Source organism: Flavobacterium sp. PLA-DH12 (genome assembly GCF_059511845.1).
The window spans coordinates 60,535-85,850 of sequence record NZ_JCAMPD010000002.1; the positions used below are offsets into that span (position 1 = coordinate 60,535).

Below are 25,316 nucleotides of genomic sequence, written 5' to 3' on the forward strand. Positions count from 1 at the left end.
TTATGCGTTCATTCCAACTGTACATTTCAAAAATTCGGTTCAAAGGAGCTTATTCGTACGCATTCTCATTTGTTTTATTGATGACATTTTTGTTTTCGCCAAAATCTTTTTCGCAGGAAACAAAAAAAGACAGCGTGAAAAGACCAAAAATTGGTTTGGTTCTAAGCGGCGGCGGTGCCAAAGGTTTTGCTCATATTGGAGTTTTAAAAGTTTTGGAAGAAGCAGGAATCAAAATCGATTATATTGGAGGAACCAGTATGGGTTCTGTTATTGGCGGACTTTATGCTTCTGGCTACAATGCCTCTCAGATTGATTCTATTTTTAAAAAGACCAATTTTGACGAATTAATAAACGATTACATTCCGCGTTCGTCCAAAAACTTTTATGGCAAAAAGAATGACGAGTTGTATGCCGTTGTTTTACCTTTTAGCAATTTCAGAATCGGCATTCCAGAAGCGCTTTCAAAAGGAATGTACAATTATAATTTATTAAGCAGTTTGACTAGAAATGTACGTCATGTTCGCGATTTCAACAAACTACCAACTCCTTTTTTATGCATCGGAACCAATATTGAAACTGGCGAAGAAGTTTTATTAAACAAAGGGAATCTGGTTCAGGCCATGATGGCAAGTGCGGCTTTTCCTTCCCTATTTACTCCCGTAGAAATTGATGGCAATTTGTTGGTTGATGGCGGTGTTGTAAATAATTACCCAATACAAGAAGTACGCAATCTTGGTGCAGATATTATTATTGGAGTTGATGTTCAGGACGATTTGCTGAAAAGAAAAAACCTTAAAAATGCTACGAGAATCTTGGTTCAAATTACCAATCTGCAATCCATTGAAAAGATGAAGAGCAAAGTAAAAGATACCGATGTTTATATCAAGCCAGATATTCGTGACTTTGGTGTTATTTCATTTGACCGAGGCGAAGAAATCATCAGAAAAGGAGAAGAAGCTGCTTTTGCTGTTTACGAAAAACTCAAAACATTGACAGATGAAAGCACCTTTTATAAGAAGCCAAAATTAAAAGTTGCAACAGATACTCTTCATATTAAAGACATTAATACTGATAAATTAGAAAATTATACTAAAGAATATATTCGCGGTAAGCTTCGTTTTAAACCTGAAAGCACCATAACTTATGATGGACTTAAAGCAGGTATAAACAACTTAAATGCAACACAAAATTTTAGCACAATCTCTTATTGTCTTCAGCCAGATGGCGACAAAGACGACTTGGATTTAGTTTTAAGAGAAAATCCGACCCAAACTTATCTAAAACTTGGACTTCATTATGATGGTCTTTATAAAAGTGCCGTTTTATTAAACTTAACTCATAAAAAGACTTTCTTAAAAAACGATGTTACCTCTTTAGATATTATTTTGGGTGATAATTTCAGATATGATTTTAACTATTATGTTGAAAATGGTTTTAATATCAGTTTTGGATTCCGTTCTAGATTGAATCAATTTAATCGAAATGTAACTACAAGCTTAAGTGGCGTTCTAAAAGAGACCCCCAATGTCAACCTCATTAATGTTGACTTCATGGATATAACCAATCAGGCCTACTTCCAGACCATTTTTGTCCAGAAGTTTTTAATGGGTGGCGGCTTAGAATATAAATATCTAAAAATTAGCTCACCGACACTTACCAACGAAGACAACATAATAGAAAAAAGCAATTATTTTAGTGCCTTTGCCTATTTAAAATACGATTCGCTAGACGAAAAATATTACCCAAGTTCTGGATTATATTTTTCTACAGATTTACAAACTTACATGGCATCATCAGATTATACGAAGCAATTCAAACCTTTCTCGATTGCCAAAGCTGAAATAGCAGTTGTTAGACCACTATTTAAAAAAGCAACTATAAAATTTGGAGCCGATGCTGGATTTAATATTGGCAGCGACAGCGTTCCGTTTTTTGATTTTATATTTGGAGGTTATGGATACAACAAAATAAACAATTTTAATTATTTCTATGGATATGATTTTCTAAGTATTGCCGGCAACAGCTATATTAAAACGGATATTAATATTGATTATGAAATCTTCAAAAAAAATCACATCAATTTATCTGCTAATTTTGCCAACTTAGGAGATGATATTTTTTCATCTGTCGATTGGATTTCTATGCCAAAGTACACAGGATACGCAGTTGGTTACGGTCTAGAAACCATTATTGGTCCTATAGAAGTAAAACAATCTTGGTCTCCAGAAATGTCAAAAAGTTTTACTTGGTTTAGTATCGGGTTTCAATTTTAGTAGTATAACAGAGAATACTTCAATAATTTCTGCCTATTTTTTTACATCCCAAAAATTATATCAAAAAAACTAAGTTATTTTATAGTTATAAATAATATAATTTTTATTTTTACTCCGAAAAAATTACGACATTTGTTATAATGAAAACAAATTGGACAGGTTTATTAGAGTATCTTCAATTCCTCATCAAGAGAAATCCTGAGTAATGGCTCTATCGAATTGAAATAATCAGTCAATTGCAAAAATTGAACTGATTATTATCTCTGCAATTCAAATTTTCGAATTATCTAATTTACTAATTATCTAATTGAAAAAGCCATGCCACTATATCATAAACTTGGGGATTTTCCTCAAAAGCGACACACCCAATTTGAAAAACCAAATGGCGGTTTTTACTACGAACAATTGTTTGGAACTGAAGGTTTTCATGGACATTCGTCACTATCTTATCACGTACACAGACCAACACAGGTTAAAGAGATTTTAAATTCTTATTCGGTTGAACCAAAAATTGCAATCGGTAAAAATATAAAATCACTGCTTTTTAAGGGTTTTGAATTAAAACCTGAAAATGATTTTCTAGACAGCAGAAAAGCAATGTTAGTCAACAAAGACTGTATCATTGGTTTAGCTGCGCCAAAAGAATCGCTTCGAAATTACTTCTACAAAAATGCCGATGCCGATGAAATGCTTTTCATTCACAGAGGAAAAGGAAAATTAAGAACCATGTTAGGAAATATTCCATTTGAATATGGCGATTACTTGATTATTCCACGTGGTATTATTTATCAGATCGATTTCGAAACAGAAGATAACCGACTATTTTACGTAGAATCGTATTCTCCTTTTTACACTCCAAAACGTTATAAAAACCAGTCAGGGCAGCATTTAGAACATTCTCCATTTTGCGAGCGTGATTTTATTCTGCCAAACGAATTGGAAACACATGACGAAAAAGGTGATTTTTTAATTAAAATCAAAAAAGAAGGAATGATGCACGAAGTGGTTTATGCCACACATCCGTTTGATGTTGTAGGCTGGGACGGCTATAATTTTCCATACGGATTTTCAATTCATAATTTTGAACCTATAACTGGACGTGTTCACCAACCGCCACCAGTACACCAAACTTTTGAAACAGCAACTTTTGTTGTTTGTTCATTCTGCCCAAGACTTTACGATTATCATCCAAAAGCTATTCCAGCACCATACAATCATAGCAACATAGATTCTGACGAAGTACTATATTATGTTGATGGTGATTTTATGAGCCGTAATAATATCGAGCAAGGTCATATCACTTTACACCCAAAAGGAATTCCGCACGGACCAGCGCCAGGCGCAATGGAACGCAGCATTGGCCATAAAGAAACCCAGGAATTAGCCGTTATGGTGGATACGTTCCGTCCGTTAATGGTTACTGAAGAAGCTATGGGATTGGATGACGGTCAGTACTATAAATCTTGGACGGAATAGTTTTTTAATGTGACAATGTGTCAATTAGATAATTGGAAAATTTCTTTAATTAGAAAATGTGTCAATTTGGAAATTAGATAATTAAATATTGTAATTTTAAACCTACAAAATAAATTATCTCATTATCAAATTTTCTAATTATCATATTAAACAAATGACTTTTAACGAAAAATATAAAGACAACGCTCTTTTAATAAAAACCTTCAACTTTGCATTAAATATAATTGATTATACAACCGAACTTCAAGATCAAAAGAAATTCGTAATTGCAAACCAATTATTAAAAAGCGGAACATCAATTGGAGCTAATTCAAAAGAGTCACAAAACGCAGAAAGCAAGTCAGATTTTATTCATAAATTAAAAATTGCAATTAAAGAGGCAGATGAAACAGAGTATTGGTTGTTTTTATGTGATGCCCATAAGGAATATCCAAATTGCAAGCGTCTAATAAATGATCTTTCAGAAATTTTAAAAATTTTAAACAAAATAATATCAACATCTAAGAGGAATTAGAAAATTAGAAAATGTGTCAATTACAAAATTGATAAATTAAAGCATTTCAAAAATTATCTCATTTTCTCATTATCAAATTATCTAATTATGAGTAAAGAAGTAAAATCAGTAGAATACGGATTAGAAAAAATATTTGAAGGAGCACAAGATTTCCTTCCATTATTAGGAACAGATTATGTAGAATTTTATGTAGGTAATGCAAAACAAGCAGCACATTATTATAAATCTGCATTTGGATATCAATCTTTGGCTTATGCCGGATTGGAAACAGGAGTAAAAGACAGAGCATCTTATGTTTTAAAACAAGATAAAATTAGAATTGTTTTAACAACGCCATTAACAGCTGATTCTCCAATAAACGAACATTTGAAAAAACACGGTGACGGAGTAAAAGTTGCAGCACTTTGGGTTGAAGATGCTACAAAATCTTACGAAGAAACCATGAAACGTGGTGCTCGTTCTTTTATGGAGCCAACTGTTGAAGAAGATGAATTTGGACAGGTAGTTCGTTCTGGAATTTACACTTACGGAGAAACGGTTCACATTTTTGTAGAAAGAAAAAACTATAATGGTGTTTTCTTGCCAGGTTACAGAGAATGGAAATCTGATTTTAACCCAGAATCAACTGGTTTAAAATATATCGACCACATGGTTGGAAATGTGGGTTGGAACGAAATGAATACTTGGGTAAAATTTTACGAAGACGTTATGGGATTCGTGAATTTCTTATCTTTTGATGACAAACAAATTACTACAGAGTATTCTGCTTTGATGAGTAAAGTAATGTCTAACGGAAACGGAAGAATTAAATTCCCAATCAACGAACCAGCAGAAGGAAAGAAAAAATCTCAGATTGAAGAATATTTGGATTTCTACGGCGGACCTGGAATTCAGCATATTGCCATTGCGACAGATGACATTATTAAAACAGTATCTCAATTGAGAGCGCGCGGTGTTGAATTTTTATCTGCTCCTCCTCATACGTATTACCAAGCAATTCCAGAAAGACTAGGTGTTCACATGGACATGATGAAAGAAGATTTAAACGAAATCGAGAAACTTGCCATCATGGTAGATGCTGACGAAGATGGATACTTATTACAAATTTTTACTAAGCCAGTTCAGGATAGACCGACGCTTTTCTTCGAAATTATTCAAAGAATGGGTGCAAAAGGATTCGGTGCAGGCAACTTTAAAGCCCTTTTTGAGTCAATCGAAAGAGAGCAAGAATTGCGAGGAACACTGTAAAACATTAATTTTCATGCATAAAACAGCATAATTCTCCAAAAAACGATGATTTTTTTGCAAATGTTATGTTAAACTTGACTTTAGCTATTTGTTTTTTGAACTTTCTATCTATCTTTGCACTCGCAAATAAGGAAGGGGTGGTTTCCTTCCGAATTGATATAAATTTCATAATTTATAGTTTTTTGGTTAGTTAATAGCATAAAAACTCAGTCATCTTTGACTGAGTTTTTTTGTTTTGGTACATTTGGAATAAAATTTGCATTTGTCTACCTTTATAAATAAATGTAAAGATTGTACTATGAAAAAGCTCATCCTCATTATATTAGCACTAACACTACTTGCTTTCAGCCCTCAAAAAGAAGATGCTTTCGACACAGGAGAATATTTCAAATTTAGAATACATTACGGAATTGTAAATGCTGGATATGCAACACTTGAAGTAAAAGATGCCACCATAAACAACAAAAAGGTATATCACTCTGTTGGAAAAGGTTACACAACCGGAATGTCCAAATTTTTCTTTAAAGTAGAAGATTTGTATGAGAGTTATTTTGACAAAGAGACAGGAAAACCGTACCGCTATGTCCGAAAAATTGATGAAGGCGGCTACACCAAAAATCAAGAAGGTTTTTTTAATCAAGCGGAAAATAAAGTTTTAGTAAAAGACTATAAACGGAAATCAGAAAAAACCATCATGGTTTCTGAAGAAGTACAGGATATTGTTTCTGCATTTTATTTCCTGAGAAACCATCCAAATATCGACAAACTTAAATCGGGTGAAGCCATTACAATTGACATGTTTTTTGATGATGAAATCACAAAATTTAAGTTAAAATATGTAGGTCGTCAAGATATTACGACTAAATTTGGAACCGTTTCTACGATGGTCTTCAAGCCATTGGTGCAAACGGGAAGAGTATTTAAAGAAAAAGAGAGTTTAACGCTCTGGATAACAGACGATGTAAACAAAGTTCCAATTAGAATTAAAGCAGATTTGGCTGTAGGATCTCTTAAAGCCGATCTCGATGAATATAAAGGATTAAAAAGTCCACTAAAAGCAAAAAAATAATGAACCCTACAGATCATTCTGAAGCAATTTTAAAAGAAATTGACCTAAAATTTCAAGCCATAAATCAAAAAACTGATGTTCAATTAGAAGGATTGCTTTGGGCTAAACCAATCACTTATTGGGATTATATTCAAACTGATGCTCTATTAAATTTACAAATTCAGCGCACCACACTTCCTGACGAAATGGTTTTTATCATGTATCATCAGGTTAATGAATTAATCTTTAAAATGATTTTGTGGGAAATAGACCAGATTGCAGAAACAGAAAACATTCAGGTTGATTTTTTCAGCGAAAGACTATCAAGAATCACTAGATATTTTGACATGCTTACCAATTCGTTCAGCATTATGGAAAACGGAATGGAAGTAGATCAATACATGAAATTTAGAAACACTCTTACTCCAGCAAGCGGATTCCAGAGTGCTCAATATAGAATGATTGAATTTGCCTCTACAGATGTTATCAATTTAACAGATCGCAGATACAAAGCAAACTTTGATGAAAACACCGATTTAGAAACCAGTTTTGAACACCTTTATTGGCAAGCTGCCGGAAAAGACTATCACACTGGCGAAAAATCGTATTTACTAAATGAATTTGAAAAAAAATATAAAGAGCAATTTTTAAGACAAATGGCTTCGTTTAAAGCGAAAAACATTTGGCAAAAATTCACACAATTACCAATTGAAGATCAGCAAAATGCATCGTTGATAGATGCAATGCGCCATTATGACAAAACGGTAAATATTACATGGGTAATGCAGCACTTAAATACTGCAAGAAAATACATCTTGGAAAGCGGAAAAGGCAACGGAGAAGCAACAGGAGGAAGTGACTGGCAAAAATATATGCATCCAAAATACCAAAGACGCATCTTTTTTCCTAAATTGTGGACCGAAGAAGAATTGTCCAATTGGGGAAATGAAACTGAAGTTTAATTTCACCGCAAAAAAATAATAAAGTTTGAAAAGAGCAGTCGTAATTTTAATTGTCCTGTTTTCTATTTTTTCATGTAAAAAAACAGAAGAAAAAGTAGAAGCAAAAATTACTAAACCAGCAACCAAAAAAATAGAATTCGGTTTTAATTACGCAGACTTTAATGTTGTTAATGATACTATTTCAAAAGGAGATTCTTTTGGCTCCATTCTTCAAAGCCAAAATATTGGAGACAAAAAAGTCCATGATATTGTTGAGCAAGTAAAAGATTCTTTTAACGTAAGAAGCATTCGTTACGGCAAACCTTTCACTTTACTTCGCGCCAAAAACAAAACCAATAATTTAGAGGTTTTTATTTATCAGCCAGATGCTTTAAGCTATTATGTTATTGATTTAAGAGACAGCATTGCCAAAGCATACAAAAAAATAAAACCTGTTACTTTAAAAAGAAAAATTATTGGCGGAGTTCTAAAAAGTTCATTGTCTGAAACTCTAGGAAACGAAAGTGTAGAAACAGCTTTAGCAAGCAGAATTACAAAAGTCTTTTCTTGGTCAATTGACTTCTTCAAACTAAAAAAAGGAGATCGTTACGGATTAATTTTCACAGAGCGATTCATCAACGGAAAAACGTATGATGGCGTTGAAGAACTAGAAGCAGCATTTTTTGAATATAAAGGCAAAATTGTTTACGCCTTTCCATTTGAAAGAGATACTACTTCTGGAAAGATTGAATATTATGACGATCAAGGAAGAACACTTAAAAATTTCTTCCTAAAAACGCCAATTAAATTCAGCCGAATCACATCAAGATTTACTATGAATAGATTTCATCCGGTACAGCACACTTGGAAAGCCCACAAGGGAACCGATTATGCGGCGCCAACCGGAACACCAATTTCTACCACAGCATCTGGAGTTGTAGAAACAACTGGATATACGGCAGGTAACGGAAACTTTGTCAAAGTAAAACATAACGGAACCTACTCTACTCAATATTTACACATGTCTAAAATCTTGGTTCGTCGCGGACAGCGCGTTACTCAAGGACAGACAATTGGTTTGGTAGGAAGCACAGGTTTGGCTTCTGGTCCGCATGTTTGTTATCGTTTTTGGAAAAACGGTGTTCAAGTCGATGCGCTTCGATTGAATCTTCCAACTGGAGAGTCTCTAACAGGAAACGACAGAACTCGTTTCATGACTCAGATCGAACCTTTGAAAAGAGAGTTGGATAGTATTGGGAATCTGTAAATAATCTATTTTGCAATCTTTTTGGAATCGAAAGTCATGAAAAATGAACGCCTCAAAACCATTTACCATGAAACTTTTTCTGGTTTAAAACTATTTTACAGAGATACGAATCTTTCCGAGAATTTGATTTCAAATTACAAAGTCGGCCAAATCATTCAAGAAAAAGGATTTACTGACATGAGTTCGATTGGCGGAGGACTTTCTGGAAATTTCAGGTATTTAATTGCAAGTGCTCATGCCAAAGATTTGTCAAAATTTAATCCCGATTCGGCAAAAAACGGTCATTTTCTTTTAGACTCTATAGCTTATTTTAAAATATTGGACATTCAGAAAATCGGTGATAAAACTCAGGTTTTCCTTTTAAATATTCCAGATAATTCCATTTCGCTTTTCAAAAATTCATCTTCGAACTTAGAAGAAGAAATTATAGAAAAAGCTCAAAAACGCTTTCGCGAAAAAATCGATGCCAATTTAATTGCAGAATTGCAGACCGAAAATTGGAAAGAAAGAACAAAATCTCCACTCGGAATGAGTGATAATGGCGAACTTTTTTTTGATGATTCTAAGATTAAAACTGAATCTCCAAAAAGAATTGATGTCGACGTTTCGAAGAAAATTATAGAAATCAATAAGAAACCTTGGTGGAAGTTTTGGTAAAAGCCAAAGTTTCATAAAAACTTTTTTAAAACGGTAAGTATTCATGCAAAAAAACTTATTGATACTTTTATCACTAATCACTGTGGGATGCTCCAATCCGAAGGTTTTTATTTTAAATGATAAAGAAGAAAGTAAGTCGTTTGTACAGAAATTAGTCGGCAAAGCCTATGAAAAAGATTTAATTGGAAATTCACCTTTAATTGTAATTGATGGAATTCCATTTAAATACAACAAAAAAGAAGATACCATCCTATTGCCACTTAAAAAGTCCGACATTCTTACTTTAGATTTTTTAAACAAAAATAGCAGTCGCATCATTTACAATGAAAAAGAGAATGATGGCGCAATCATCATAACTTCAAAAATCCAAAACTAAAACTCATAAAACGTTTTCGTAACTAATTGTTATATAATCGCAAACCGCTCCCCTTTTAAAAGTTATTTCAGTATTTTTGTGTTTCAGAAAACAAACTCAATTATAGATAAAATGGCTTTAAACACAACAAACCCAACTGGGACTGAAGCGTGGAAAAATCTACAAAACCACTATAACGCAATTCACGAAACCACAATACAAGAATTGTTTCAACAAGATAGTGCGCGCGTTGAAAAATTCAATTTGCAATGGAATGACTTTTTAGTAGATTATTCAAAAAATAATATCAGTCAAGAAACAGTTTCTCTTTTATTAGAATTAGCAAACTCAATCGGGTTGAAAGATGCAATTGCACAATATTTTGGAGGAGAATTAATCAATCAGACCGAAAACCGTGCGGTTTTACACACAGCATTGCGTGCTCCAGAATCGGCAGTTATCAAAGTAGACGGAGAAAATGTAATTCCTGAAGTTTATGAAGTAAAAAATAAAATCAAAAAATTTACTGAAGAAGTTATTTCTGGGCAAAGAAAAGGCTACACTGGAAAAGCTTTTACAGATGTTGTAAATATTGGTATTGGAGGTTCTGACCTTGGTCCTGTTATGGCTGTTGAAGCTTTGCAATTTTACAAAAATCACCTAAACACACATTTCGTTTCAAATGTTGACGGTGACCACGTAAATGAAGTTATCAAAAAACTAAATCCTGAAACCACACTTTTCGTGATTGTTTCTAAAACTTTTACAACTCAAGAAACGCTTTCAAATTCAGAAACTATTAAAGAATGGTTTTTAAAATCGGCTTCTCAAGAAGACATTGCAAAACACTTCGTAGCAGTTTCTACAAACATTAAAAATGTAACAGAATTCGGAATTAATCCAGACAACGTTTTCCCAATGTGGGATTGGGTTGGAGGAAGATTTTCTCTTTGGAGTGCCGTTGGTTTAAGCATTGCTTTGGCTGTTGGATTTGATAATTATAATGATTTATTAAATGGCGCCTATGAAATGGATGAACATTTCAAATCGGCAGAATTTGACGAAAACATCCCTGTTATCTTAGCTTTATTAAGCGTTTGGTACAATAATTTTTATGGTGCTGAGAGCGAAGCTTTGATTCCATACACACAATATCTACACAAACTTGCTCCTTATTTACAGCAAGCTTTTATGGAAAGCAACGGAAAAAGCGTTGGCCGTGACGGAAAACCTGTTAATTATCAAACTGGAACAATCATTTGGGGAGAGCCAGGAACAAACTCACAACATGCTTTCTTCCAATTAATTCACCAAGGAACAAAGAGAATTCCAACAGATTTTATCGGATTCGTAAAACCATTATACGGAAACGAAGATCACCACGATAAATTAATGTCTAACTTTTTTGCTCAGACTGAAGCTTTAATGAATGGAAAAACTCCAGCTCAGGTACAAGCAGAATTTAACAAGCAAGGATTAGCCGCTGAAAAAGCTTCTTACTTATTGCCTTTTAAAGTTTTCACAGGGAACAAACCAACGAATACCATTTTAATCGAAAAATTAACTCCAAAAAGCTTAGGTTCTCTTATTGCATTGTACGAACACAAGATTTTTGTGCAAGGTGTTATTTGGAACATTTTCAGCTTTGATCAATGGGGAGTTGAATTAGGTAAACAATTAGCAAATTCTATCTTAGATGAAATCAATTCTAAGACTGTTAAGAACCATGACAGTTCAACTTCATTTTTGTTAAATCATTTCTTAAAAAATAAATAGAAACATTTATTTAAATATTCTATAACTTTTGAAACGTCCTAATTTCTAGTAAAATTAGGACGTTTTTTACATAAATTACCGACAAAAAGCGGAATTATCCGCCAATTTGCCTGTTCTAATTTACAGCACTGTTCAAATAATTACATTTTTAACAAAAAAGCTTTACATAAATTCAACAAAACAATATTTTTATTAATGAAAAAAGAAAAATTCATTTTAATGCGCAACACAAAAGGCAAAACTGTTTTTTCTTAACATTTCGATAACATTATCTGAGTTATTTGTTATAATTTTGCCAAAAACAATAAACTCAATAACAAAATGAAGAAAATGAAAAATTGGTTACTGACTGGACTATTTTTTATGATAGTTTCGACCGTATTTTCTCAAGGAAAGGTTACTGGTAAAATTACCGATGGAACAGGTGGATTACCAGGAGCAAATGTAGTGATCAAAGGGTCTACTACAGGAACTTCAACAGACTTTGATGGTAATTTTTCCCTTACCTCAACATCAAGCACAGGAGAGATTGTTATCTCTTTTTTAGGTTATGACAACCAAACTGTAAAATTTACAGTAGCAAATGGCTCAACTGCAAACTTAGGAACTATCACTTTGGTAGCTTCAAATTCTAACGAATTAAGTGAAGTTGTAGTAACAAGCAGCATTATTGACGTTGCAAAGGACAGAAAAACTCCTGTTGCAGTTTCTACAATTAAAGCTGCTGAAATTCAAGCAAAATTAGGATCTCAGGAGTTTCCTGAAATCTTAAAAAGCACTCCATCTGTGTATGCTTCAAAAGCAGGTGGTGGATATGGAGATTCAAGAATTGCAATTCGTGGATTTGACCAAAAAAATATTGCCGTTATGATCAACGGTGTGCCTATCAATGATATGGAAAACAGCTCTGTTTACTGGAGTAACTGGGCAGGTATCTCTGATGTAACTTCTGCAATGCAGGTTCAAAGAGGTCTTGGAGCTTCTAAATTGGCTATTTCTTCTGTAGGAGGAACAATCAATATTGTTACAAAAACATCTGACATGAAAGAAGGTGGATCTGTTTCTTCAAGCTTTGGTAACAACAATTACTTGAAAACACAAGCTTCTTACAATACAGGAGTTATGAAAAACGGACTTTCAGCTTCTGTTTTATTTAGTAGAACAGCTGGAGACGGATACGTTAACGCTACTGAATTTGAAGGATACAATTATTTCATTGCTTTAGGATACAAAGCTAGCGACAAACATAACTTCCAATTTACATTTACAGGAGCACCTCAATGGCACGACCAAAGATCTAACTCTCCTCTATTAAGTGATTACTTAAAATACGGAAGTAATGGTACAGACCCAAACATTAAATACAACTCTGATTGGGGAATGAGAAATGGTGAGCAATATAATTTAAAAACAAATTATTACCACAAACCTGTAATGTCTCTTAACTGGGATTACGATATCAACTCTACAACAAAATTATCTACAGTTGGTTATGCTTCATGGGGACGTGGAGGAGGTACTACTACAAATGGTGGTATTAGAGGAAACAATCCTTACTCAACAAACAACTCTTTAAGAACAGCTGACGGTCTTGTTAACTTTGATTTAATTCAAAACTGGAATTCAGGTCAACCAACAACTTTAGGAACAAGAGTACCTGTAAATGGTAGATATGAAAACAGTTCTGACACAGGTAGTAACAGAGTTAATGGTGCAACAGTTATCAACAACATGGCAGGTATTTCTCAAATTGCTTCTGTAAACTCACACAACTGGTATGGTGCAGTAATCAATTTAGATAAAAAATTCTCTGAAAACTTTACATTCGATTTTGGAGTTGAAGGAAGAATGTACCAAGGTATCCACTTCCAAAACTTAATTGATTTACTTGGAGCTGATGTTTACAAAAATACAGCTGACGTAAATAACAACCCTGGTTATTTCAGCACTACTTATGCTCCAAGACCAAATGGAAATCCATTTATTAGTACAGACTACCAAGACAGAATTAACTACTGGAATGACAGTAAAGTTAATTACTATGGCGCTTTTACTCAATTAGAATATACTACTGGTAACTTTACTGCTTTCCTTCAAGGAGCTATTTCTCAACAAGCTTACCAAAGAATTGACCATTTCAAGTATACTTATGATAGCCCTCTTGCTAAAACAGGTTTCAAAACTATTACTGGTGGAGACATTAAAGCTGGAGCTAACTACAACATTAATGAGCACCATAATGTATTTGTAAATGGAGGTATATACTCAAAACAACCGTTTTTCAATGCAGTATACCCTAACAATGCTTCAATTGTTAACCCTAACCTTACAAATGAAAAAATCAAAGCAGTTGAAGTTGGTTACGGTTTCCGTTCTGGAATCTTTAATGCAAACTTAAATGCTTATTACACAACTTGGGATGACAGATTTACAACTGCAACAGATCAAGCAGCTACTAACCCAAGCGGATACTACACTTTCCAAGGTGTTAATGAAATACACAAAGGTTTAGAATTAGATGTTAATGCTAGAGTACTTGACAAATTAAAACTAAACGGGATGATCTCTATTGGTGATTGGAAATACAGCGGAAATGCTACAAGTAGCCGTTTTGATGTTGGCAACAACCCAATTAGCGGAGACCAGCCTTTATATTTAGATGGAGTTAAAGTTGGAAACAATGCTCAAACTACAATGGCAATTGGAGCAGCTTACGAAATCATTAACGGCCTTAATGTTGATGCAAACCTTAACTACTCTGAGAAGTTATACGGAAACATTGATGTATCTAAATTTTCGGCAGCAAACAACAAAGGTGCAATGGAATTACCAGGTTTCGCAACTACAGATGCTGGTGTATCATACAAATGGAACATCTCTCCTAAAATCGGTGCATTAAACTTCAGATTAAATGTAAACAACGTTTTTGATAAAATTTTCATCAACGAATCATTTACAAACATCTTTACAAGTGATTACAAAACAGCTCCAACTCCTACAACGCCAGGTGTAACTTATGCACAAGCTGGAGAAGTTTACAATGGAATTGCTACTGCAAACAAAGTTTACTTTGGTTACGGAAGAACTTGGAACTTTAGTTTACGTTACGATTTCTAAAATTTAGAATCTAAATAAATAATAAAAACGGCATTGACTTTTAAGTTTAATGCCGTTTTTTTATAGCCTTTTTTGTTATATTTGTTTTGAACAAAAAACACCCCTTATGTATAATTTTCTACAAAAATTTCACTCTGGCTGGGCATACTTAGCACTACTACTTTTGGTTGTTGCAATCGTTAATGCTATCATTGGAGTAACTTCTAAAAAAGAATTTACAGCTAAAGATCGTAAAATTGCTTTATTTGCTTTAATTGGAACACACACTCAATTATTGATTGGCTTAATCTTATATTTTATTTCTCCTCTTGGAAAAGCTGCTTTTGGACAAATGTCTAATGCTGAATTAAGATTAACATCTTTAGAGCACCCTCTAATTAATATTATCGCTATCATCCTAATTACTATCGGATGGTCTAAACATAAAAAATTAGTAAATAGTGAAGCTAAATTTAAAACCTTCGCTATTTTTTACGGATTAGGATTATTGCTTATTTTAAGTAGAATTCCATGGAACCTTTGGTTCTAAAAAATACCAATTAAAAGCCCTTTTTCAGGGCTTTTTTTATCTCGGCATATTATTTGTACAAACTCCCCCCAAGTCTGAAAAAGAATAACCCATGAGAAATAAAAAAAACATTTTATTCGCCACAATCGCTTTAACTTTAATTAGCGGCTTTACCTATGTGATAAGCCAAACCAAACCTACAACAGAACCTAAAATTATTCAAGATACTGTTAAGAACATAAAACCAGTTATTATTCCATTGCCGGATTCTGTTTTTACAGACAAAGGTTTAAAACTAAGACCATACAAGAAAAACGCACATGCCTCCTACTATGCAGATCGTTTTAATGGAAAAAGAACCGCTAACGGAAGCCGATTTAACAACAACAGTTATACTGCAGCTCACAAAAAACTTCCTTTTGGAACAAGAGTAAAAGTAACCAATGAAGCCAATGGCAAATTTGTTATCGTAAAAATTACAGACCGTGGTCCTTTTGTAAAAACACGCGAAATCGATTTGTCTAAAAGAGCTTTTATGGATATTAGCAAAAATAAAGGTGCCGGAGCAATGAAGGTTACCATCGAAACCATAATCGAATAAAAAAATCCCGCTTAAAAGCGGGATTTTTTTATTAAACCAATTTTCTCAGCGCCATTGCAACTCCCGTATGGAGCCCTTCATGATAATTATTAAAATCTAAGGCTCCCTGAACATTACGAAGCGTGAAACCTACGCTCGTAGTATATTCGTGATAATCTACAAACAGACCACTTTCAAAATCATTTTTTGTTTTTTCTAATGTCGTCGAAAGCAGTATTCTAATCTTATCTACCTCAGCTTGAGAAACATCCCCTTCTGGCTTCGTCCCTTTTCTATACTTGTTAATAAAATCTTCAGAAACCATTGTTGGAAGGCCAGATAATTTATAAACCAAAAGCTGTTGCGAAGAAATGCAATGGCCTATATTCCAGATAATATTGTTGCTGAAACCATCTGGAATTTTGTTTAATTGTTCTAATGAATGACCTTCTAAGAGTTTCAAAAGAATTTCTCTAATTGTTTTTTGTACATCAAAAACTGAACTCATAATTTTAATTTTTTTTCTAAAAATACTCATTTTTACGTTTCAAATGGATTTTCTTTGCATTCTAACAAATTCATAAAATAATGAACAAAATATATTACTTAGCTTCTTGCGATACCTGCAGAAAAATTATCAAAAGCTTACCTGAAAACAATTTAGTTTTTCAAGACATCAGACAAGATCCAATTACCGAAGAACAATTGGAAGAAATGCATAAACTTGCTGGAAGCTACGAAGCGTTATTTAGCAGAAAAGCACAGCTATACAAATCCATGGGGCTAAAAGATCAATCTTTGACGGAAGCCGATTTTAAAAAATACATTTTGGAGCATTATACTTTTTTAAGTCGTCCAGTTTTTATTATTGACGGAAAAATTTACATTGGCAACAGCCAAAAAAATGTAGCCGAAGTTATAAACGCACTATCGTAAGAATAACCGTAAATTTTGATCTACAAAACTGATTCACAATTTACAACGCAAAGCAGCAAACTTTTATTTATCTTTGCGCCTTTATACTCAATTATATGATACAATCTATGACAGGGTTTGGCAAAGCTTCTTTGCAATTGCCTACAAAGAAAATTACCGTTGAAGTAAAATCTCTAAATTCTAAAGGTTTAGATTTAAATGTAAGAATGCCATCAGTTTATCGCGAGATGGAACTTGGATTACGTACTCTTATTTCGACTAAACTGGAAAGAGGAAAAATTGATTTTGCAATCTATGTAGAAAGTACTGCTGAACAAACTTCAACTAAAGTAAACGTACCTGTTGTAAAAAATTATATCGCACAGTTAAAAGAGGTAAATCCAGATGCCGATGAAACTGAATTAATGAAAATGGCCGTTCGTATGCCTGACACATTAAAAACAGAACGCGAAGAAATTGACGAGAATGACTGGGAGCAGATTCAAGTGATCATTGATGAAGCACTTCAAAATATTTTAAACTTCCGTAAAGACGAAGGAGAATCTCTTGAAAAAGAATTCAATTTAAGAATTGGAAACATTCGTCAATTCATGAACGATACATTGGCTCTTGATCCAGAACGTGTTCAAGCCATTAAAGATCGTCTCCAGACTGCGATTTCAGAATTACAGGTTAATGTTGACGAAAACCGCTTTGAACAAGAATTAATCTATTATTTAGAGAAATTAGATATTACCGAAGAAAAAGTCCGTTTAGGCAATCACTTAGATTACTTTATAGAAACCCTAAATGGAACCGAAGCTAACGGAAGAAAACTTGGTTTTATCACTCAAGAAATGGGCCGTGAAATCAATACTATGGGTTCAAAATCAAATCATGCACAAATGCAGAAATTGGTCGTGATGATGAAGGATGAATTAGAGAAAATTAAAGAACAGGTTTTGAATGTTTTGTAAACGCTATAAGCTTTAAGCAATAAGCCATAGGCAACAAAATAGCACAAAAACATAAAAGCTTAGAGCATATTGCTTAAAGCCTAAAGCACAACAATAATGAACAAAGGAAAATTAATTGTTTTTTCAGCACCATCAGGCTCGGGAAAAACAACTATCGTAAAACATTTATTAGGTCAAGAAGATTTAAATCTTGAATTTTCGATTTCGGCAGCATCACGCGCACCACGTGGAGAAGAAGTACACGGAAAGGATTATTATTTCATTTCGTTGGAAGAATTCAAAAAGCACATTAAGGCAGAGGATTTCTTGGAATGGGAAGAAGTGTATCGAGATAACTTCTACGGTACTTTAAAATCAGAAATTGAAAGAATCTGGGCTATGGGCAAAAATGTAATTTTTGATATTGATGTCGCTGGAGGATTACGTATTAAACATAAATTTCCAGAACAAACTTTAGCCGTTTTCGTAAAACCACCAAGTGTTGACGAACTAAAGCGCAGATTGAAGCAGCGTTCTACAGAAAGCGATGATAAAATCAATATGCGTATCGCAAAAGCATCTGTTGAATTGGCAACTGCTCCCCAATTTGATGTAATTATCAAAAATTATGATTTACCTGTAGCTTTGGAAGAAGCTCATCAATTGGTTAAGGACTTCATAAGTAAATAATTTTATTCCGCAGAGATACACAAAGAAAAACGCAAAGATTCGCCAAGTTGAAATAAAACTTTGCGAATCTTTATGCTATCTTAGCGACTCCCTATGAAACTCTAGAAAATGAAAATAGGTTTATATTTCGGAACTTACAATCCCATTCATGTTGGTCATTTGATCATTGCCAATCATATGGCAGAGTTTGCAGATTTAGATCAGATTTGGATGGTTGTTACACCTCATAATCCGTTAAAAAAGAAATCGACATTATTAGACGATCAGCAGCGTTTGCAAATGGTTTATCTAGCAACAGAAGATTACACAAAGATAAAACCATCAGATATTGAGTTTAAGTTACCTCAGCCTAGTTACACCATAATTACACTTGCCCATCTTAAAGAAAAATATCCAACTCATGAGTTCTCTTTAATTATGGGAGAAGATAATTTGAAGACGCTTCATAAATGGAGAAACTACGAAGTAATTCTTGAAAATCATGATATTTATGTGTATCCGCGTATTTCTGACGAACCCGAAAATGTCGAATTAAAATCGCATCCAAAAATTCATGTAATTGATGCGCCTATTGTTGAGATTTCTTCGACTTTTATTCGAAACAGCATTAAAGAAGGTAAAAACATTCAGCCTTTATTGCCGCCAAAGGTTTGGGAATATATTGATCACAATAATTTTTATAAGAAGTAATTAAACACAATCTTGTCATTTCTACCAAAGGGAGAAATGACAAACAGAACGTAAAAAACTCAAATCACAAAAAAAGCCTGAATTTAAAATTCAGGCTTCGTTTTATAATTAAGCTTCTATATTTACTTCGCTTTTTACTCTCGTTCTGATTTCACTCAGCGATTGATCAACTAAAAGTTTTCCATCTCTAAAAACCTCTTTCAATTCACCTTGTTTTTCTTCTTCCCAAGAAACATTATCAGTTAAATGATACTTGCCGTCTATTAAATCAATTTTCATCAATCCTTTAGCAGATTTTTTAGTTCCGTCATCAGTAATCGGATCTTTGAAGATAGCTCTTCCCTCTCCGTTTACTTCTCCGTAAGTTGCTTTCATGGCAAATCCGAAAGTATCTCTAGTATTGTATTGATAAGTGAAAGATCCAATTCCTAAAACCACATTAGTAGAAGCAAATCCTTTTTCTTTTAATCTTTCGCAGATCTGGGTTGCTCTTGCTACTGTAATACTGTCTCCGTAAATCGCTCCAATTTGCGGAACCAATTCTTTGAAACCTTTAGCATTTGTAGTTCCGCCAAAAACATCCCAAAGCAATTCGATAACTCCTTTTTTCTCCTGTTCTGTTTTTCCGTTTGGATTTCCACAAATGATATCAACTGGATCACCGCTATCAGGACGAATTACGACTTTACCTTCTCTTGATACAATATCCTCTCTCAATCTTGGAAGATAATCCGTTAAAACCTTCCATAAATCCCAAGTATCAGAAACAATAGAAACAATTCCTTTTGGATAAACTTCTGTAATTAATCTTTTGAAGGTTTCATACTCGCCTTCTGTAGTTCCCATACACATAACAGAATGTTCTGTTGCGGCAACTGAACCCGCAACCAATTCCTGATCTGAATTGGCTTTGTAATATTCTTCTAAGAAATCAATCGCTGGAATAGTATCAGAACCTGTAAAACTCAATAAGTGTCCTGATGCAGAAGTTAAAGCCGCTTCAATTCCACCCATTCCTCTCATTGAGAAATCGTGCGCTTGCCAATCTACAAATTCCGGAACAGATGAAGTCTTATCTGCATATTTATCTAAAACTTTTCTATACTCTTTTGCAATTGTTGCTGAGTTGCAAGGAAGCCAGATTACAGCAGATAGTAAAGTTTCGAAGTAATTTGTCAGCCAAAAAAACTCTGGAATGGTATTATACATCGTAAACATTGGCACTCTCAAAGGAACGCTTGCTCCTTCTGGCAAAGCTTTAAAGACCATCGGTATGTAACCTAAATCATGTAAATCTTCGATATGTTTAGTACCAACTTGGTTTTCGCCTAAATAATTATTGATTCTGCGAGCGTACTTTGCTACAACTTCTTCTTTTGATTTTTTAAAAAAATACTCTTCAAAGTCATGAATAATATATTTTTTGATAAAATACTGTAATCCGAAGAACACGACTTCATCAACTTCTTCTAATCTAGATTTACGAGGAGTCCAGTTAGAATATACTAATGTTGTTCCGTCTGGATATTGTCTTCTGTGGTCAACTTTGTAACCGTCGGTTAATAATAGTGGGTTCATATATTTTTATTTAATAAATTTTGAATCAACTCATCTAATGTTTTAAATTGTTGTACCGAATATCTTTCGCAAACAATATCAATATTGCCTTTTCGCCAGAAATTCTCTTCAACAACTACTTTCATTTTATTCGATTGCGCATAAAGTCCAAACTCTAGCAACGATATTGGTGACATTGTATTTTCTGCAAAATACATAATAATGATATCTGCTTTTTCAAGTGCCTCAAGTTCCCAATTTACCTGTTCCTTAAAATGAACATTTTCTATGGTTTGGGACCAGCTGCTATCCCATTCATTTCTTCTTGGATTAAAAACAACAAATTGATCTTGCAGTAACTCTTCACATTTTTTCTGCCAATCAACCGCTTTATCCATCTCTATAGAACCTGCTAAGAAAATGGTTTTTAAATCAATTTGCAAGGGAATTACTTCTGGTGCTTTATAAATTTTCTTCATGACTATTTATTTCTTCCCTTCTCATTTGGATAAAATGTCTGTACGACATCGCTCTGCCAAAAGACTTTTGTTTGAATATCTATACAACTTAATTTTCCATAAAAACCTGCTCCAGTATCAATATTCCAAACATTACATCCCTGCATCGGGATTTCGACATCATAATGAAGTGTTGGCGTATGGCCGATATAAATTTCATTAAAAAGCAATAATCGTTTTGAATATGAAAGTGAATCTTTTTGGATTCTTTTATCCATCGTCAAAGCCATTTCCCAAAGTGTTCTATCCCATGAATAATTGGTTTTGTAATGTTCTTTTTCTGGACCATGCATAGATGAAAATCCAGCATGAATAAACAAATTATTGTTTTCGTCTACAAAGTAATCTTTCATTCCATTGAAGAATTCGAGATGCTTTTCTTTTTCTGAAAGCTCAATATCAGCATAACTTTCTATAGTCGATTTTCCTCCGTGCAAAAACCAAATATCATTTATGACATCATTTTCTAACCATTCTTGACACCAGGCATCATGATTTCCTTTTATAAAAATACATTCCTGCTTTTGAGATAAATCAATAAGAAAATCAACTAACTGTTTAGATTCGCTCCAGCCATCAACATAATCTCCCAGAAAAATAAATCGGTCATTTTCTGAATAATTAATTCTTTCCAATAACTGAATTAAAGCTTTTAATCCGCCATGAATGTCTCCAAAAACTAAGGTTCTTTTCATGATTAACTAAACTTGTTATTTAGAGCTACATCCAGTTTCATGAGAAAATCTTTTCCGAATTTATCATTTTCCAACTCTTCATATAAAAACAAAGGTAATGTCTTCTCACAATTCTGTTTCTGACTTAAAATTGCCATAGACAATGCTGCAACTGTATCGGTATCTCCGCCGTAACTTATTCCTGTTTTTAGGCAATCTTTCATAGAAACAGCTTCAGAAACCATTTTAATTACCGCTTGTGTTGTCGGATATCCATGCATATCAATTGGAGAAGTAATTCGATAATTTTCATTCTCTTTTAAAGTCTCGTTCAAAAAATCCATCAAAGTAGATCCATCACCAAGATTATATTTAAAATAATGAACTGCCAGCGCAATACGTTTAGCACAGCTTATTCCTTCAACTGTATTATGCGAAGTTTTTGCCTGAATCTCACAGAACTCCAATATTTGTTTGATATCTTTTAAATGTCCAAGTGAATATGCTCTCATAGCAGAGCCATTTCCGCTGCTTCCATTATCGATTATTTTGATAAAATCGGAACCATTTTTACTGGCATCTAAAGCATTGTATACACGGTCTGAATAACCGCGTCTTTTATCTCTATGAAATACCTCAACAAACTTATCTGCTACTTTAATCTCGTTCCAATTATCATCTTCTAAAAGCAATTCTGAAATCGCAATTGCCATTTGAGTATCATCAGTATATTTTTTATAAATCTCTGTATACATTCCGTGTTTATCATACTGAGTCAGATTGTTGTTTTTAGAAATAAAATCTAAATCTCTAAACTCAAAACCCGCACCGTATGCATCGCCTATTGCTGCTTCTAAAATCATAATTGTTGTTTTTGATTATTTAAGATTTAAATTCGATATACTTTGATGGAACTTCATCTGTCAACCAAACATTGTTTTCAGACAAATAAAATTTAAATCCGTCTCTGTACATAGCACCGCTTCTAACGGTTAAAATTTGTGGAACTCCTCTTCTGCTTCCTACTTTTGTTGCGGTTTCTTTGTCTTTGGAAAGATGTACATGCTGACGGCTCATTTTTTTCAAACCTTCTTTCTGAATACTTTCCATGAATTTTCCAACAGTTCCGTGATACAGATATTCTAGAGGTTCTGTTTCGGCTAAATTCAATTCAACCGAAATCGAATGTCCCTGACTTGCACGGATTCTAGTTTTATCTTCGTTATAAGCAAAACGCTTTTTATCGTTATTCTCTACTACGTAATCTAAAAGTTCGGCATCGAGACGATTCCCTTTTTTAGTACATTTTTCTATTAATTCTTTGACATCTGCCCAACCGTTTTCGTCTAATTTTAATCCGATTTTTTCTGGCGAATGTCTGAGCACCAAACTTAGAAATTTGCTGACGCTCTTTGCTATATTTTCATTCATTAGTAATATATTTTTTAGAAGTCATACACTACAACCTCTACATTATTGCTTGAAAGATTTTCAAGAATGATAGGTTCAATCATTTCCCATTTCCCTCCAGCTAATCCGCATCCAATTCTAGGCATATGAACCGATGCATTCTTTGTTTTTGCGAAATCAGAAACAGTTTTTAACCCTTCTTCGATAGCATTATATCGAATTGGAGCACCTCCGTTTTCATCTTTATTGATTTTATGCTGACCAACTAAATTTGCCACCCATAAATCTTCTTCAACCTGAACAAACTGCACTTTTCCTAATTCAAAATCATTTTTAGATTTAAACCATTCACGATATTGCTTTTCTGGTGTTTTCCATTTTTTTGAAATTGCCATTACAAACCCTTTTCCCCATGCACCAATATCATTGCAAACGTGAACAATTATCTTATTTTCTGATCCTTCAGGAGATGTAGCATCGCCTTTTATATATTGAATGTCTTTCATTTTTATATTTATTTTAATCAAACGTTCCTACGGAACGTAAATTCGATTAATCGATATTTTTTTCTACCGACCAAATGTTCCTAGCGGAACATCTTTAGGATTTTAATTCATCCCTAACCTCCATCAAAGCAAAACCTAAAAGATTCAATCCTTTCCACTTCTCAGGATTTAGCGCCTCTGTATGATCACTTGCCATTCCGATTCCCCAAATTGGATCAACAGGACTTGCTTCTACAATGACTCTATCGTTTGTACTTAACAGAAAGTTTTTCAATTCAAGATTTTGATTGAACTTATGAAAGTTCCCTTCTTTTACGATTTCAAATCGGTTTTCTAACCAGATTCTATCATCATAGTTTCTTACTTTACGGCCTAATTTTTTAGCTTCAGCGGGAGAATTACATTTTATAATCTTTTCTAAAATTTCCTGATCATTAAATAATTCCGCCTTTTTTGTCATCATCCAATGTTCAGCTGTTTTGTAAGTCACACCATTAACTTCAAAAGAATTTAACCACCATTGGCTGAAACAGGTTTTAGTAACCGTTCCGTCTTTACTTGGCTGATGTCCCCAGAAAAATAAAAATTTACTTTCTGGAGCTATATTGTCTATATTGTATTTCATTTTGTTAGTGTTTTTGTTTAAAGTTTTAGCTTTTTCACTGAACCTGAAAACCATTTTTAACTTGAAACGGTTTGCAGATTTTTTTTCGTTTCAGGTTTACGTTACATAGAGAACTTGAAACCTGAAACTTGAAACATTTAAATTAATTGATCCAATCCAATTACTTGAACACTTTCTCCCTCAAAATCTTTAAAAGAATTTGTGGTAAAAATTCCGTCGAAGCAGTTTAAAACTTCAAAACCTTTATTAAAAATTCCGTGACTTACGGCTAAGTATAATTTTCCGGCATTTTTCTTTTTTAGTTCTTCTGCTAATCCTACGAAAGTTCCTCCTCCATCGCAGATATCATCCACGATTAAACAATCCATTCCGTTTAAATCATCCTCGTAAACTTTAAAACCAGATAATCTTCCTGTTTTTACATCGCGACTTTTACTGCATTCTACCACTTCAACTCCACCTAAAAACTCAGAAACTTTGTAGATCTTTTTTAAAGCGCCACCATCTGGAGAAATCAATTTTACGTTTTGACCAATTCTATTCAACACTTCTTTAATGAAAGTATAGTTCGGAACCACTGTACTATTATTCAACAAAGCTGGAGTAACCTCAGAATGCGCATCAAAAACAAAAACTTTGTTCAGTTGCATTGCGTTTATAATATCAGCATATACTTTTACAGATAACGGTTCGCCAGGAATCATAACGCGATCTTGTCTTGCAGCTGGAAAATACGGAATAAAAAGATCTATGATTTTAACATCCATTCTGCGCAAAGCATCAACCGTAACGCATAACAAGCCTAAATCGTTGAATGAATTTAATCGATGTGTAATGGTTACTTTTCTATTGACATCAAAATCTGGAGCAATTTTAATGTGTGGTTCTCCACCAGAAAATGTAAAACTTTGAAATTTGATTTCTTCCTGATTTTGAAATGGAGCGAATTTTGGGTCGAGATTTAGTATCATAGTGTTGCAGTTTGCGTTAATTATACGCAAATGTAGAATTAAAT

General features: G+C 33.6%; 26 protein-coding genes. 17 read left to right on the forward strand and 9 right to left on the reverse strand.

Annotated features, from left to right (window positions below; all coding sequences use genetic code 11):
* The first annotated feature begins 2 nt into the window (after window positions 1–2).
* The 13 genes from AC5ZCW_RS03485 (at window position 3) to AC5ZCW_RS03545 (ending at window position 15,781) form a co-directional block, all read left to right on the forward strand.
* Window positions 3–2,273 (forward strand): patatin-like phospholipase family protein, encoded by a 2,271-nt coding sequence (locus tag AC5ZCW_RS03485; protein ID WP_496117956.1) that lies wholly within the window; start codon window positions 3–5, stop codon window positions 2,271–2,273.
* A 318-nt stretch (window positions 2,274–2,591) separates the two neighbouring features.
* Window positions 2,592–3,749, forward strand: a complete 1,158-nt coding sequence (locus AC5ZCW_RS03490; RefSeq protein ID WP_160783022.1) for a homogentisate 1,2-dioxygenase — start codon at window positions 2,592–2,594, stop codon at window positions 3,747–3,749.
* A gap of 154 nt (window positions 3,750–3,903) precedes the next feature.
* Window positions 3,904–4,263 carry a four helix bundle protein gene (locus tag AC5ZCW_RS03495; protein ID WP_496117958.1) on the forward strand — a complete coding sequence of 120 codons (360 nt, stop codon included), beginning with the start codon at window positions 3,904–3,906 and terminating at the stop codon, window positions 4,261–4,263.
* A gap of 87 nt (window positions 4,264–4,350) precedes the next feature.
* Window positions 4,351–5,511: a 4-hydroxyphenylpyruvate dioxygenase gene (gene hppD / locus AC5ZCW_RS03500; protein WP_073410348.1), complete on the forward strand. Its 1,161-nt coding sequence runs from the start codon at window positions 4,351–4,353 to the stop codon at window positions 5,509–5,511.
* A 298-nt stretch (window positions 5,512–5,809) separates the two neighbouring features.
* Window positions 5,810–6,580, forward strand: a complete 771-nt coding sequence (locus AC5ZCW_RS03505; RefSeq protein ID WP_496117960.1) for a DUF3108 domain-containing protein — start codon at window positions 5,810–5,812, stop codon at window positions 6,578–6,580.
* Window positions 6,580–7,521 carry a tryptophan 2,3-dioxygenase family protein gene (locus AC5ZCW_RS03510; RefSeq protein WP_496117962.1) on the forward strand — a complete coding sequence of 314 codons (942 nt, stop codon included), beginning with the start codon at window positions 6,580–6,582 and terminating at the stop codon, window positions 7,519–7,521. Before AC5ZCW_RS03505 ends, AC5ZCW_RS03510 begins: the two co-directional genes overlap by 1 nt.
* 25 nt (window positions 7,522–7,546) lie before the next feature.
* Window positions 7,547–8,767, forward strand: coding sequence for a peptidoglycan DD-metalloendopeptidase family protein (locus tag AC5ZCW_RS03515; RefSeq protein WP_496117964.1), 1,221 nt, complete (start codon window positions 7,547–7,549; stop codon window positions 8,765–8,767).
* A 36-nt stretch (window positions 8,768–8,803) separates the two neighbouring features.
* Window positions 8,804–9,424: a hypothetical protein gene (locus tag AC5ZCW_RS03520; RefSeq protein WP_496117966.1), complete on the forward strand. Its 621-nt coding sequence runs from the start codon at window positions 8,804–8,806 to the stop codon at window positions 9,422–9,424.
* A 43-nt stretch (window positions 9,425–9,467) separates the two neighbouring features.
* Entirely contained in the window at window positions 9,468–9,800 is a 333-nt protein-coding gene (locus AC5ZCW_RS03525) for a hypothetical protein (protein ID WP_496117968.1), read from the forward strand.
* 111 nt (window positions 9,801–9,911) lie between these two features.
* Window positions 9,912–11,555: a glucose-6-phosphate isomerase gene (pgi, locus tag AC5ZCW_RS03530; RefSeq protein ID WP_496117970.1), complete on the forward strand. Its 1,644-nt coding sequence runs from the start codon at window positions 9,912–9,914 to the stop codon at window positions 11,553–11,555.
* Window positions 11,556–11,885: 330 nt separating this feature from the next.
* A complete protein-coding gene (locus AC5ZCW_RS03535; protein WP_343541032.1) occupies window positions 11,886–14,672 on the forward strand; it encodes a TonB-dependent receptor in 2,787 nt (928 codons plus the stop codon).
* A 106-nt stretch (window positions 14,673–14,778) separates the two neighbouring features.
* On the forward strand, window positions 14,779–15,201 hold the full coding sequence (locus AC5ZCW_RS03540) for a hypothetical protein (RefSeq protein ID WP_343541031.1): 423 nt from the start codon (window positions 14,779–14,781) through the stop codon (window positions 15,199–15,201).
* A gap of 91 nt (window positions 15,202–15,292) precedes the next feature.
* A complete protein-coding gene (locus AC5ZCW_RS03545; protein ID WP_177211742.1) occupies window positions 15,293–15,781 on the forward strand; it encodes a septal ring lytic transglycosylase RlpA family protein in 489 nt (162 codons plus the stop codon).
* Between the two features lie 31 nt (window positions 15,782–15,812).
* On the opposite strand, the gene AC5ZCW_RS03550 is transcribed toward AC5ZCW_RS03545, so the two are convergent.
* Window positions 15,813–16,268 (reverse strand): DinB family protein, encoded by a 456-nt coding sequence (locus AC5ZCW_RS03550; RefSeq protein ID WP_343541029.1) that lies wholly within the window; start codon window positions 16,266–16,268, stop codon window positions 15,813–15,815.
* Between the two features lie 80 nt (window positions 16,269–16,348).
* Between AC5ZCW_RS03550 and AC5ZCW_RS03555 the strand changes: the two genes are divergently transcribed.
* The 4 genes from AC5ZCW_RS03555 (at window position 16,349) to nadD (ending at window position 19,011) form a co-directional block, all read left to right on the forward strand.
* Window positions 16,349–16,696: an arsenate reductase family protein gene (locus AC5ZCW_RS03555; RefSeq protein ID WP_281634164.1), complete on the forward strand. Its 348-nt coding sequence runs from the start codon at window positions 16,349–16,351 to the stop codon at window positions 16,694–16,696.
* A 95-nt stretch (window positions 16,697–16,791) separates the two neighbouring features.
* Complete coding sequence (locus AC5ZCW_RS03560) at window positions 16,792–17,652, forward strand: YicC/YloC family endoribonuclease (protein WP_111425235.1); 861 nt, start codon at window positions 16,792–16,794, stop codon at window positions 17,650–17,652.
* A gap of 96 nt (window positions 17,653–17,748) precedes the next feature.
* Entirely contained in the window at window positions 17,749–18,321 is a 573-nt protein-coding gene (gene gmk, locus AC5ZCW_RS03565; RefSeq protein ID WP_274254654.1) for a guanylate kinase, read from the forward strand.
* Between the two features lie 108 nt (window positions 18,322–18,429).
* Entirely contained in the window at window positions 18,430–19,011 is a 582-nt protein-coding gene (nadD, locus tag AC5ZCW_RS03570) for a nicotinate (nicotinamide) nucleotide adenylyltransferase (protein ID WP_111425237.1), read from the forward strand.
* Between the two features lie 108 nt (window positions 19,012–19,119).
* On the opposite strand, the gene AC5ZCW_RS03575 is transcribed toward nadD, so the two are convergent.
* From AC5ZCW_RS03575 to prs, 8 genes are all read right to left on the reverse strand, one after another.
* Window positions 19,120–20,589 (reverse strand): nicotinate phosphoribosyltransferase, encoded by a 1,470-nt coding sequence (locus AC5ZCW_RS03575; RefSeq protein ID WP_496117975.1) that lies wholly within the window; start codon window positions 20,587–20,589, stop codon window positions 19,120–19,122.
* Window positions 20,586–21,047: a nucleoside 2-deoxyribosyltransferase domain-containing protein gene (locus AC5ZCW_RS03580; protein ID WP_496117977.1), complete on the reverse strand. Its 462-nt coding sequence runs from the start codon at window positions 21,045–21,047 to the stop codon at window positions 20,586–20,588. The genes AC5ZCW_RS03575 and AC5ZCW_RS03580 overlap by 4 nt, the downstream gene beginning before the upstream one ends.
* Window positions 21,048–21,049: 2 nt before the next feature.
* On the reverse strand, window positions 21,050–21,781 hold the full coding sequence (locus tag AC5ZCW_RS03585) for a metallophosphoesterase family protein (RefSeq protein WP_496117979.1): 732 nt from the start codon (window positions 21,779–21,781) through the stop codon (window positions 21,050–21,052).
* 2 nt (window positions 21,782–21,783) lie between these two features.
* Complete coding sequence (locus AC5ZCW_RS03590; RefSeq protein WP_496117981.1) at window positions 21,784–22,623, reverse strand: ADP-ribosylglycohydrolase family protein; 840 nt, start codon at window positions 22,621–22,623, stop codon at window positions 21,784–21,786.
* A gap of 19 nt (window positions 22,624–22,642) precedes the next feature.
* Entirely contained in the window at window positions 22,643–23,191 is a 549-nt protein-coding gene (locus AC5ZCW_RS03595; RefSeq protein ID WP_343541018.1) for an RNA 2'-phosphotransferase, read from the reverse strand.
* Window positions 23,192–23,205: 14 nt separating this feature from the next.
* Entirely contained in the window at window positions 23,206–23,676 is a 471-nt protein-coding gene (locus AC5ZCW_RS03600) for a macro domain-containing protein (protein WP_496117983.1), read from the reverse strand.
* A 94-nt stretch (window positions 23,677–23,770) separates the two neighbouring features.
* Window positions 23,771–24,301 (reverse strand): riboflavin biosynthesis intermediates N-glycosidase, encoded by a 531-nt coding sequence (gene ybiA / locus AC5ZCW_RS03605; RefSeq protein ID WP_496117985.1) that lies wholly within the window; start codon window positions 24,299–24,301, stop codon window positions 23,771–23,773.
* Window positions 24,302–24,438: 137 nt separating this feature from the next.
* Window positions 24,439–25,272 carry a ribose-phosphate diphosphokinase gene (gene prs, locus AC5ZCW_RS03610; protein ID WP_496117987.1) on the reverse strand — a complete coding sequence of 278 codons (834 nt, stop codon included), beginning with the start codon at window positions 25,270–25,272 and terminating at the stop codon, window positions 24,439–24,441.
* Window positions 25,273–25,316 lie beyond the last annotated feature (44 nt).